Source organism: Mycoplasma simbae ATCC 49888 (genome assembly GCF_000702705.1).
Lineage (GTDB): Bacteria > Bacillota_I > Bacilli_A > Mycoplasmatales > Metamycoplasmataceae > Mycoplasmopsis > Mycoplasmopsis simbae.
On sequence record NZ_JNJG01000009.1, the window covers coordinates 11,276 to 23,988 of the forward strand.

Consider the following 12,713-nt stretch of genomic DNA (forward strand, 5'->3'; position numbering starts at 1 on the left):
ATACCTATTAGCAGATCATGGTAATTCATGCGTGGCTAGTTATATTAGATTATTCCTTTGTCAAAGGAGTATTTTTTATGAAATTTTCAAGAAAATTAAACATTTTATGATCTATTTCTGGAATTAGTGGATTTGCAGCTTTAGCAACTGCGTGTAACAATCCAGTAGAAAAAAAACCAGAAACAAAAGATCCACTTCAAGCAGAAAAAGAACAAATTGAACATCTTTGAGATAACACAATTACCATTGTAAACGAATACATTAATGATGGTTTTGGCCCTGCCAACGAAGGTGATGAAATTCCTCAAATTCAAAAAGACTTTTTAGCGTTGCTTTCTGCACGTTTTAATGCCTTAAAAGAACAAGACCCTCTAACCAAAGGTCTTCAAGACGTTAAATTCAAAATAGCAACAGACTATGATAAGCCTGCTTACTATTCAAAACTAGAAAACGATAATAAAGACAAAGACGTTTTTATTGCTAACTATTCAACATATTTCCAAAACTTTTTTGATGCAAATAGACAATTTAAACGCAATTTAGATGTCAACTTAATCGCTCAAGCAGCCACATTAAAATTCAAATGACAAGCTTCAGATAATGATTATTATGTTGACGGTTCAGCAACAGACAAATTAAGAATCACAGCAAACAAAAACAATGAAGTATGAGTTAAAGACACTGGCTATGATTTCCCTGATTGAAAAATTGCTGAAAGCAAGGGGAAAGTACATTTTGATGGCTCAAAATATACAACTTTTTACTCAGATAACGAATTAACATATGTATATCATGGTGCAATTTTAATTGCAGGAAACTTGCAAAAAAGACAACAAATTATTCGTGATTGAGAAGCAAAAGATTGAGATAAGTTTGTAGCTCACGGAATTTCATACAAAGAAAAAGAAAGTTCAGGTTCATACAAATACCAAGTAGCTTTATTAGCTCGTCATTTCAATAAAACCGTCGAATTTGTCAATGAATACTTGCAATCATCAAATGCTAATGTAGTCGCTACAAAAAGCCCAAGAGATCAATTAGGCCGTGCAGCCACAACTATCACACCTCACATTGGCTTTGACTATGAAGGAGCATACAACTGAACAAGATACAAAGAAGGTCGTGTACGTTATGAGCCAACAGGCTACATTTCACAAAGACCTTATGATGATCCAGAAAATGTTGTAATTAGAACACTAACACTAACTAACCCAGCAGCTTATGATGTTGCTTTAGGACGTAAAGGTCTATCAAAAAAACAATCTGAATTGATTGGTAAGGCATTACAATCACTTTCATTACAAGAAAATACATACGGTATTTACACAGGTTACAACAAATTTATGCCAATTACTATGGATTTATTAGAAAAATTTTCTAAATTACAAATCCAAGCTGAAACCACTCAAAACCTAGTTAACGATATCCCTGCAATTAGCACAAGTGGCCAATAACATAATTAAACTTGATAAAGTGGATTTAGCATACACAGCCAAATCCGCTTTAATTTTAAAAAACATCAATTTAACTATCAATCAGGGAGAAATGGTGGCTGTTATTGGTCCTAGCGGGGCTGGTAAAAGTACACTATTTAAAGCATTGGTAAATGCTATTAACGTTAAAAATGGTCAAATAACCTTGTTCAATTCAAACACAAGCAATTGAAAAAGAAAAGATTGAGCCAAGAATATTAAAAAAATTGGTTTTTTAACACAAAAACCAAACTTAATAAACACTGAAAATGTTTATGATAATGTCAAACGAGCATACATTGATTATGATAATTTTTTCTTCAAAATGCTAGGCATTTTGAGCAAAAAACAAAAATTTTTAATCGCTCATACTCTAGACGAATTAGGTATATTGGACAAGATTTTCTATAGAGTTAGCGATTTAAGTGGTGGTCAACAGCAAAGGGTTGAAATAGCTAAATTATTGGTTCGTAATGTTGACTTAATTTTAGCCGATGAACCTACCTCAAATTTGGATAATCAAACCAGCATTGAAGTGTTGAATATATTGCAACAATTAAAACATAAAGGGAAAACAATTTTGGTGAATATACACGATTTAAGCTTGATTAAGGAAAATTTTGATCGTGTTATTGCTATCAATAATCAACAAATTATTTTAGATAAAACAACAGATAACATAGAACAATGAGAACTACAAAAAGCAGTAACCAAGATGGTATAAATCAGCAAAGTACTTTTTTCAAGTATCGTTTTGTTAGCACAAAATCAAATCAACAAAGCAGTTGAAAAATACGCCCTATATTTAAGCATTTATTTTGAATTGCAATAATTGCAATAATTGCGTACTTTTTCTATGCACAAAGCAGCGCTTTTAGAGCTGATAATTTTAAAATTGTTTGACAAAAAATCCAAAACTTATTTGTTTTTAGCAATAAAAATCACCAAAAAACAGGATTTTTTAGTGGTGAGTTCACAAACCTATGAAATGATAGCTTTATAGCTTTATGAGTAACCATTAAATATGCCTTAGTGGGAACTTTTATTGGATTTTTATTTGCCGTGGGCACATCCATTCTTTCATTTGCTAGAGCAACTAATAAATATACAGCTTTCGTTTTTAAAATAACAATGTTAGTGCTGCGATCAGTTCCTGAATTAGTATTCATTACACTTATAACAGGAACATTTAGAAATGAATTAGCGTTGCTAATAGTTTATGCATGATTCACTTGACTTTGATTACATAAATACTATATCGAAATACTTGATAATGTTGATTTAACACCATATTTTGTATCAATTAATCAAGGAAATTCACCTTTTAAAGCCTTTATCAAAGAAATTGTTCCGAGAGTCAAACAAAGATTCAATGCCCTATTTATTTATTCATTCGAATCAAATGTTCGTTGAGCGTCAATTTTAGGGGCGTTAGCGCTGCCTGGAATTGGTATATTACTTAAATATGCATCGGCACAAACTTTTAATTTTGTTGAACTTGGTATACCTTTACTAGTTATGATCATTTTCGTTGGCATATTAGAAGTGGTAAATATATTGTTCAAAAAATTCCTTTTTGAAGCTAAAACACAAAAAATTTATACAAAATCTCAGTATAAATTTGCAAATTATGAACAAATATTCAAAAAAATAAATGTTCGTAAAATCGTGCTTTACTCAATTTATTTACTTTGTATAGCATTAACAATTTATACATTAGCAACCACCCGCTACTTACTTTTTGATACTGCTAGCACAAAAGAATTTTTCAAAAACTTTTTAAAACCTGACTTTAGTATCTTTAATCTAGGCTCATCAAGTGTTACAAACAATCCCTTATTAATGTTTTGACAATCATTTCAATTTAGCGTTTGTGCCCTTTTCATATGTATTGTTTTAACAATAATTTCAATAAGATTCCAGTCTTTACATTTGAATAAATACCCAATCGCTATTTTATTTAGAACACTAAATTCTCTAACTAGAATTTTGCCAACAATTGTGTTGATTTACCTATTTTTACCGCTATTTAATACAACTTTAATGGTTTTAATTATTGTTATTGGCGTGCATGAAATGTCTTCAAAAGCTAAACAATTAAGTGAGGCTGTTGACTCACTTGACGAGGAAGTTATTGCGAATATGAGAATGCAAGGCTATACCAACAATGCAATATTTACTAAATATGTTTTAGCAAGTATCAAAAGAGATTTTATAGCTTTAAGTATTTTTTACTTTGAACTAATCTTTCGTTCTTCAATAACATATGCAATTTTTTCAGAAGGTCAGCTAAGTATAGGCTCGGGAATAATTAAATACATGGATGCAAAAAACTTTCACCCCGAAATTGCACTAGCATATGCTTGAGTTGGAACATTTTCAATATTGAGCATCAATATTGTCGGCAAAATCTTAACCAAAAGAATATTGAGATAGTTAAATTTAAGCTAACAAATTGTTAGCTTTTTTATATATAATTATAGGTATTAATTATTAGAATTTATATACTTTTAAGGAATATTATGAGTACAAAAATTAGAACTAGATACGCACCAAGTCCAACGGGATATTTACATATTGGAGGTGCTAGAACTGCGTTATTTTGCTATTTATTCGCAAAACATTTTGGCGGTGACTTTATTTTCAGGCTAGAAGACACTGATGTTAAAAGAAACGTTATTGATGGCGAAAGAAGCCAGCTAGAAAATCTAGAATGATTGGGTATTATTCCAGATGAAAGCCCACTAAAACCTAATCCAGCTTGTGGCAAATATCGTCAAAGTGAAAAACTTGATCGCTACAAACAAATTGCCCAAGAATTGCTTGATAAAGGCTTAGCATACAAAGCTTACGACACTGCGGAAGAATTAGAAGCTCAACACGCTGAATCAGATGCAAAAGGGATCCCTTCTTTTAAATATGATCGTAATTGGTTAAAAATTAGTGAAGAAGAAAAACAAAAAAGAGACGATCTTGCTCAATATTCAATACGTTTGGCAATGCCTAAAGATGTTCAATTAGCTTGAAATGACCTTGTTCGTGGCGAAATTAGTTTTAACTCTTCTGATATTGGTGACTGAGTTATTTATAAATCTGACGGCTATCCAACATACAACTTTGCTGTGGTAGTTGATGATCACGATATGTCAATTTCACACGTTTTAAGAGGCGAAGAACACATTACTAATACACCAAAACAATTAGTTATTTATAACGCATTGGGTTGACAAGCACCTACTTTTGGACATTTAACAGTCATTACCAATATGGAAGGTAAAAAACTTTCAAAAAGAGACACTTCACTTAAACAATTCATTGAAGACTATAGAAATGAAGGCTATGTTGCTCATGCTGTGTTTAACTTTTTAAGCTTATTAGGTTGAACCGCAGAAGATGCTAGTGAATTAATGAGTAAAGACGAAATTATTGCTAAATTTGATCCGCAAAGACTATCTAAATCACCTTCTAAATTCGATGTGGTTAAAATGCAATGATTCTCAAAACAATATTTTAAATCTATTCCTACAGACGAGTTGGCATCAAAACTAAACATTGACCCTGCAAGCGAATGAAACCAACTTTTCATTAATACATTTAAAGAAAGCTGTGCAACATTGCAAGAGCTAAAAGATCATTTAGTTCAATATCAAAATAAAGACTTAACTAATGCACCAGAATTAAATGAGGAAGAAATTAGGGTTGCAAAACACTTCAATACCTTAATTCAAAATACTGATTTTACAGTTGAAAACATTCAAAATATTATCAACCAAACTAAAGCAGAGTTAGCAATTTCAGGTAAAAAATTATTTATGCCAATTAGAAAAGCAGCAACTTATTTAGAGCATGGTCCCGAGTTAGCTAAAGCTATTTATTTATACGGCGAAGACTGTGTAAAAGAAAGATTGAGCAAATGAAAATAAAATTTCACTCAATTGCCGATCAAGAAGAAAATAATAATGTTGTGGAATTTGAAGCTGAAGCTTCGTACGAAATTACGCATTTTAAAGACATTTTCGACAATGATAAACAACATTTTCACACATTCACGTTTACAGACCCTCAAAACAAACAACCTGTTCGTATTGAAATTAATGATTCAAGAGTAAATATCTTGAATAATCATGCAACCCTTGAACTTAGACACAAAAAGTTTCATAGTGGTTCTCATGTAAATGCCAATGGAAATAAATTTAATCTAAAAACGTTTATGAACGCTTGTCAAGTTGAAGATACAAAATATTACTTTGAGTATGAAATTTTCAGCGTTAATAATGATCCAATGGGAAAATTTAAGATAACAATTACAAAAATCGATGAATAAAAATCCAAGTAAAATCTTGGATTTTTTAATTATTACTGAGACTTTATTAGGCTTGAGCTGCTCTAGCTGCTCTTCTTTCGTCTCTAGCTTGTTCTTTTTGTAATTTGTGCAATCTTTTAGCTGCACGTTCTTTATTTTTTAGTCTAACAATTTTTCTCATGATTTCCTTTGTTAAATAAATATATACTTGTTTATTTTAGCATAAACAAGATAAATTCTAAATTCTTTCTTTAATGTATTGTTTAATTTGTTCTACCTTGTTTAAACGTTCTCATGGTAAATCAAGATCTTCACGGCCAAAATGACCAAAATAACTTGTTTGTGCATAAATTGGATTTTTTAACTCAAGATCTTTAATTATTGAAAATGGGCGCAAATCAAATAAATTCATTACTACTTCTTTGATTAATTCACGATCAACTTTTTCGGTTTCAAATGTGTATACGCTTACCGAAACTGGCTCAGCCACGCCGATTGCGTATGAAACCTGTATTTCGATGCGATCTGCTAAACGCGCGGCGACTAAGTTTTTAGCGATTCATCTGCATGCATACGCTGCTGAACGATCGACTTTGGTTGCATCTTTACCACTAAATGCTCCACCACCATGTCTAGCTGCTCCCCCATATGTGTCAACAATAATTTTACGGCCAGTTAAACCAGTATCACCAATAGGACCGCCAATTACAAAACGACCTGTTGGGTTAATTAAAATTTTCTCCGGCAACTCTAAATTGTATTTGCCCAAAACTACTGAAATTACTTGGTTTTTAATAAAACTATTGAACTCTTGTTGGTCATAATCTCCACTGTGTTGAATTGACATTAGAACTGTGTCTACTTTTGTATTTGCTGGATCGCTATAGTCAATAGTTACTTGACTTTTCATATCAGCACCAGCTCATTTAAATTTACCTTCAATTCTTAATTTGTCAGCTAATTTAACTAACTCATGTGCAAGAGTAATTGCTAAAGGCATATAAGAACTTGTTTCATTTGTTGCATAACCAAACATGATTCCTTGATCACCTGCCCCAATTTTATCTTCTGCTAAAGTAACTCCTTGACTTATATCAGCGCTTTGCTGTTTAATATCAGTAATAATTTGTACATTTTCAGTAAAATAACCCAATTTTTTCAATATATTTGTCGCTATTTTTTTGACATCTACAACTGCGTTTGCACTAACCTCGCCGCCTATTAAAACAATGTTACCACTCGCCATCGTTTCTACAGCCACACGAGCATTTTTATCCTGAGATAAGTAAGCGTCCAAAATTGTATCTGAAATCTGGTCACACACTTTGTCTGGATGACCTTGGCCTACACTCTCTGAGGTAAATAATTTTTTAAACTTCATAAAAAAACTCCTTTGTTGTAAAACAAAAGAGTTGTGTACCACAAACCATTGAACATGTTGGAGTAATTTATACTCCCTGACGTTCCACCTTCCATTATTTGGGGTTGGCATGCCTCATAGCTGTCAAGCTAAGCAACTCTTTATGTTTTAACTAATGATAACTAATTTTTATTTATTCAAAAATGAAAATACTAATTTATTATGTATTCATTAAAAATGAATTTTCGTTTGGACCAAATATAAAGTCTTTCATCTTCTGTAATAGTGGAGTCTGAATCATTTAAAGGCGTTATATTTGAATAAAATAACAGTATATAAAGATTATTTTGAAAAGTTTCAAAATTTTTATTAAATACAAAATTAGATAAAACTGAAGCTTTTACTATTGTTTGACTCTTGAATAATCAAGTGAAATTTAAGTTGTCAATCACTAGATTAAATTTAAACTGCTTGTCATCAAAATAATCTTTAATATTTAAATTACTTAAATCGACCCTTTCTTTCGATTTATAAATATCATCGTCATTTGCAATACGTGTTTCACTTTTTAAAAGAAGGATTTTAGTATGAATCAATTTTATCAAGATAACAAGTATGTGGATAAAAAATAAGATAGTATAAATCGAAGCAATTGCTGGGTAAACAATATCTAATATCTTTTGTGAATTAAATGAACCTAAAATACCAGAGCCTTCAAATAATACGGAATATAGGATTGGTATTAAAACTATAATAACCAAAATTATTAAGCTAATTAATTGAATGATTCAGGAAAAAATTAATTTATTTAAACATTTTAAAAGATAATCGTAGTGTCTTTGGTTAACGTGATTGCGTGATTGTATACTTGATATCATGTATCTGGATGCATCCATATAATATCCTTGAAATAGATTTCCACCTATATTTTTAAGTAACCATCAATTAATAATGTTTTTGATTATGTATACAAAATAAAAAATATTAAACTTGCTAAAAAAACTATGATTCTATTGTGCATGATTATCCTAATTTATATATTACAGTAATTGTTCAAGTAAATAACAGCATGTTTGTTGCGTCAATATATTAATATGTAAGAATGCGTACAGCTACCCTAGAATAAAGTATATTAATCATTATCTTAAATTGTTATTCAGTCACAATTTCGTTAAATATTTCAATACGTTTGGATCAAATATAGCAAGATTCTTGTAGTGAAATAGGTTGATTTTCCTTATTTTTAAGATTATCGCCGCTTGTAAACAATATCTAATATAGATTATTTTGATATTCTTCAAAATCTTCCCCCATAGCTAATTCTGTAATTTCTTGTGAATCTAATTTAATCGTTTCTCCATAGAAATATCTCAGGATATGGTTATTAATTTCAAAGGTCATGTTAAATTGTTTGTCAAAAAAGTAGTCTTTTAGTTCAAAATTTACAGAATTGATGCTTTCATCCTCAATTGCACTAGCTTGCAAATCATTGTTCAATGATTGAGCTATCTGAACAATATGTTTTGCTTTAAAGCATTTGACCAATAGTCCTGAAACAGCATAAAATATATAAATAAGAAACAAAACCGCTAAAATAGGTACCACAACAATTCATAACGATCTTATGTCTTTAGCGACTGTTGGTGCAAAATCATCAGAATTTATATTAAGTATAACGAACGGTAATGCAAAAAGCAACGTTGATATTAAATAAAATATGGTTAATAAAAATACGAAGTAAAATTTGCGCTGTAAAAATGAAATTTTCTCATTGTAATCAGTAAATATTCAATCGCTATAGCGTTTACCTTTATGTAGGTTTTTAAAAACATTTTTTGGAAATGTAATTACCAATGAAATCAAAAATATGCTTGAAATTTTCTTGCTAATTTGCAAATTAACTGCCAGTATTGTAAATCAATACAAACAAATTAAGCCCAGCCATACAATAAAGATTATAAACATAATATCTAGAGTCATATTAAATTTATCCTATGTTGTTTCTTTAAATTATTGCAAACAAGATTTGCATAATTTAAAGCATCTGATAATCAAAGTATAAAATTTATATAAATTTTGTGCAATTACAAATTCCATAATGAGATTTCGTACACAAAAATAAATAATTAGTTATTTAATTGAGCAAAAATCTCTTTTCGCATTGATCACACAAAGCTTATTTCACGAGTTGTTATCAATTTGTCATCTTTTTTTAAAATACCATTTGATGCAAGTAACAAAACATGTAAATTGATTTCAAAAGTTTCGTAGTCGTTTTCGCTAATAAAATTAGTTAGATAGCTAGAATCTAATGTAATCCGTTTACGGTGCCACAATTTTAGTATCGGATCATGAACTTCGATAGACATTTGCAACAAATTATCTATAAAATAATCTTCAAGTTTAAGGTCTGAAAAATCGAAATTTTCACTTTGGATATTATCAGAATTTGTAAATTTATTAAGTTCTTGTGCGGCTATAATATTTTTTTTAGACAGAGCATAGGAAATTAACATTTTTAAAAACACAACGCAAAGATATATAAAAAATAAGATTAAAAGTATAAACCCGAATACGTAAAATATATCCCTAATATCTCTAGCAGATTCTTTAAAAAAATCACCTGTAAAGCCACTAAATATAAAAACACCTAACAACAAAGTTGCAATCAATAATAAAATATGTAAAGCGAATAAAATAGCAGTTATTTTAAGTAAAAATGAAATCTTTTTGATGAAATATGTAAATATCATATCAGGATAGCGTATACCATTATTAACATTTTTAAATATATTTTTCGGTAGCGTAATGTACAATCCTAAAAAACTATTATTTTTAATTTTTCTAGACACTATAACAATAGTCGAAATAACAATCAAACCGGTGGTAAAAGAATATAAAGATCATGCGCTAAGTAAAATAAATATTAAATCTACGTTCATTATTTTACCCTAAGTTGTCTTCCTTTGTTTTATTAGGCAGAGACTTGATATATCAGCCTTTGTTTTTGTCAAATACCTTAGTTAATTTATAAAAACGTAACTCAAATTTGCTCATTTTTAGCATTTCGGAAATGGATTTTTCTTCGCCTGTTTTTATGTTTCTAAACACCGTGTTTTCTCCGCCTACGCCTCCTAAATTATATGAGTTGGTTTGAGGCGTTTCATTAACTACAACCCAGCGTTCATCATCTAAAAACTTACTCAATTTTAATATTCTATCACTTGCCGCTTCTAAATCAACAAAGGCATTGTTTATTAACTCAACGCGTTTTAGGTTTTCGGCAAGTTCGGCAGATGCAAAAAAAGCACCAGAAGCTTGCAATATAGGTGTTGCAATCGATGGAGGTTTAAGTGCATTTGTATTTAAAACTTTACTGTTTTTGTATAGCAGCATTACTGACTGTGTGAGCACAACACCCTTTTTAAAAGCGGTTTTTGTTACTTTAAATTTTAACTTTTCAGGAGTATATTCATCTAGATTAGCAAATATTTTAGCGAATGAATTTATATTTTTCACATTGTTTTCTTCCATAGAAGCTCACGTTTCCAAAAGACTGGAAACACTTGACAATGCCGATATACTTATACCCAAGATGTAAGCGGCACCCACTAACGCTCCCCCTGTTATAATGGATAAAAAACTCGCAATACCTGAAGTGAGGCTCCCTAAAATTACAATTGCATTAATTGATGCAGAAACCGTTCTAATCTTTTTTATAAATTCTAATCTCTCATTAATATCAGTGCTTTTTACTAATTGAGCCAATTCTTTAATTTTCTCGATGTTACTAAATAAATCTTTAGTGCTTGCCGATCCGTCAATATTGACAGAATAGTTCTTCTCATTGTCAGTAACTAATCTATCATAATATGAACCAATCTCTGTTTTTATCTCGCGGAGATTTTTGAAATAATCATTTGCATAGGAAGTAATGCCATTTTTAATAGAATCATTTACTTTTGTTACAAATTGATCTTTATGCAATAAAATCAAATCAACATCTGATTTTGTAATTAATCCTTGCTCTTTGTATGAGTTTAATACTTTGAAAAAAAGTTTGGCTTTTTCTTCCATATTCATAGCGTTGAATTGCTTGCTACTTAGTGTAGTTTTAGAGGTAATTTCTCGAACAAAATTTAATAAAAAATCCTTATTTTCAGTGTAAACATCAATAACTTTGCTTTGAGCATAGTTAAAATCTTTATAATCTTCCATTTCATAATCAAAAGTGTTGGCCATCATGACAGGTTGAGAAATCTTAACTAGCGATGTGACTGCATTTATCAATTCAAGTTTCATAGATAATATTATATATTCTACAAAAGAAAAAAACAGCCTAAAGACTGTTTGATTATCTATTTTTTAGAAATTTGATTGTAAATTTCACTGCGGTTTGTCCATATAAATTGCAACTCTTCCAGAGATAAAGTAGCTTCTGTTTTTAATTTACCAAATTTACCAAACAATAAACAGTATAGCTGCGTCTGGAAATCATCAATATTGTTTGTTTTTATGAATTTAGTTACATCTTTAGCTGAAGCCGAAATTTTGCCCATAAAAAAGTTGTAGCGTCAAACGTTAATAACTTCGGTGTTTAAATTTAATGAGTCTTGTGAAAAATAATTTGACAATGTTAAATTAGTATTATTGTTAGGCGTGTTATGTATAAATTCTGAATCTAAAGAATCACTCAATTCACTTGCTTTTTTAAGTTTATTAATTGAATTAACAGCATAATAAATCGATACTGAATATCTAAACAAAATTAAACCATACAAAACAAACAGTAAAGATCAAACAACAACATTAACAGGGTCTTTTAAAATTAAAGTAATATCAACGTTATTTTTCTTGATTTGGGTAGCGCCTACAATAGCTATTGCTATATAAGAAAGTGTTAAAAAAGATAGACAAAAGATTGCATAAGCGAGTATTTTTTTCATTTTCGATGTTAAGAAAACGAACATTTTTTGGTCAAATTTATACCCTTTAGTAACGTTATCGAAAACATTATATGAAATTGTTGTATAAAGTCCTGCCAGGGCAAAACCGCCAATTTTTTTAGCTGATATTGTTTCGATTATGGTTGCCACAACAGCCAAAACGGTCATTACTCCCACAATTAGTAAAAATGAATGCGTCATTTTGCCTCCTCAAAAAAGAAAATTTGATTACTAAAGTAATATACTAATTAATGACAACTTGTTGCATGATGAGTGTATTTTTTAGTCTAATAATCAACTAATTAATTGGATAATTTATGATTGTCTTTTTGTTTACGTTTTAAACAATTTGTCTTATAATTACATTACGTTATTTTAATAACTTATTAAGATCTTATAAATATTAAAAGGAGGAATCATGGCTATTGTTCCAAAACGTAAAACATCCAAACAACGTAAACACAAAAGACGTACTCACGATGCTTTAACACCTCAAAACCTAGTAGCTTGCAAAAACTGTACAAGTTATATTCAACAACACAGAGTTTGCCAAAAATGCGGTTTCTACAAAGATAAAATCGTTGAAGGCTACAAAAGTTTAGACTCACGTAACAATTAATAATCCAGTGCAC

At 30.0% G+C, this 12,713-nt stretch carries 12 protein-coding genes; 6 read left to right on the forward strand and 6 right to left on the reverse strand.

From position 1 onward, the window contains the following. The first annotated feature begins 77 nt into the window (after window positions 1–77). The 5 genes from cypl to T329_RS0102895 all read left to right on the forward strand — a co-directional run bounded on the left by cypl (window position 78) and on the right by T329_RS0102895 (window position 5,796). The gene (gene cypl / locus T329_RS0102875; RefSeq protein WP_029608934.1) at window positions 78–1,454 is read left to right on the forward strand and encodes an ABC transporter thiamine pyrophosphate-binding lipoprotein p37/Cypl; all 1,377 of its coding nucleotides are present in this window, start codon (window positions 78–80) and stop codon (window positions 1,452–1,454) included. After that, the gene (locus tag T329_RS0102880; RefSeq protein ID WP_029608935.1) at window positions 1,444–2,196 is read left to right on the forward strand and encodes a phosphonate ABC transporter ATP-binding protein; all 753 of its coding nucleotides are present in this window, start codon (window positions 1,444–1,446) and stop codon (window positions 2,194–2,196) included. The genes cypl and T329_RS0102880 overlap by 11 nt, the downstream gene beginning before the upstream one ends. Continuing rightward, on the forward strand, window positions 2,160–3,908 hold the full coding sequence (locus tag T329_RS0102885) for a PhnE/PtxC family ABC transporter permease (protein WP_029608936.1): 1,749 nt from the start codon (window positions 2,160–2,162) through the stop codon (window positions 3,906–3,908). The genes T329_RS0102880 and T329_RS0102885 overlap by 37 nt, the downstream gene beginning before the upstream one ends. Window positions 3,909–3,994: 86 nt before the next feature. Then, on the forward strand, window positions 3,995–5,395 hold the full coding sequence (gene gltX, locus T329_RS0102890) for a glutamate--tRNA ligase (protein ID WP_029608937.1): 1,401 nt from the start codon (window positions 3,995–3,997) through the stop codon (window positions 5,393–5,395). Continuing rightward, entirely contained in the window at window positions 5,386–5,796 is a 411-nt protein-coding gene (locus T329_RS0102895) for a hypothetical protein (protein ID WP_029608938.1), read from the forward strand. The genes gltX and T329_RS0102895 overlap by 10 nt, the downstream gene beginning before the upstream one ends. A gap of 217 nt (window positions 5,797–6,013) precedes the next feature. Here T329_RS0102895 and metK read toward each other — a convergent pair whose 3' ends face one another. From metK to T329_RS0102930, 6 genes are all read right to left on the reverse strand, one after another. Then, window positions 6,014–7,156 (reverse strand): methionine adenosyltransferase, encoded by a 1,143-nt coding sequence (gene metK, locus T329_RS0102905; RefSeq protein ID WP_029608940.1) that lies wholly within the window; start codon window positions 7,154–7,156, stop codon window positions 6,014–6,016. A 191-nt stretch (window positions 7,157–7,347) separates the two neighbouring features. Then, window positions 7,348–7,731, reverse strand: a complete 384-nt coding sequence (locus T329_RS03880; protein ID WP_156933793.1) for a hypothetical protein — start codon at window positions 7,729–7,731, stop codon at window positions 7,348–7,350. 676 nt (window positions 7,732–8,407) lie between these two features. Beyond that, window positions 8,408–9,115, reverse strand: a complete 708-nt coding sequence (locus tag T329_RS0102915) for a hypothetical protein (RefSeq protein ID WP_156933794.1) — start codon at window positions 9,113–9,115, stop codon at window positions 8,408–8,410. A gap of 146 nt (window positions 9,116–9,261) precedes the next feature. Continuing rightward, window positions 9,262–10,077 (reverse strand): hypothetical protein, encoded by an 816-nt coding sequence (locus T329_RS0102920; protein ID WP_029608943.1) that lies wholly within the window; start codon window positions 10,075–10,077, stop codon window positions 9,262–9,264. A gap of 4 nt (window positions 10,078–10,081) precedes the next feature. Beyond that, window positions 10,082–11,437 (reverse strand): hypothetical protein, encoded by a 1,356-nt coding sequence (locus T329_RS0102925; RefSeq protein ID WP_156933795.1) that lies wholly within the window; start codon window positions 11,435–11,437, stop codon window positions 10,082–10,084. 56 nt (window positions 11,438–11,493) lie between these two features. Further along, entirely contained in the window at window positions 11,494–12,282 is a 789-nt protein-coding gene (locus T329_RS0102930; RefSeq protein WP_029608945.1) for a hypothetical protein, read from the reverse strand. A 217-nt stretch (window positions 12,283–12,499) separates the two neighbouring features. Here T329_RS0102930 and rpmF point away from each other — a divergent pair, with 217 nt between their 5' ends. Next, window positions 12,500–12,700: a 50S ribosomal protein L32 gene (rpmF, locus tag T329_RS0102935; RefSeq protein WP_029608946.1), complete on the forward strand. Its 201-nt coding sequence runs from the start codon at window positions 12,500–12,502 to the stop codon at window positions 12,698–12,700. Window positions 12,701–12,713: the final 13 nt, after the last annotated feature.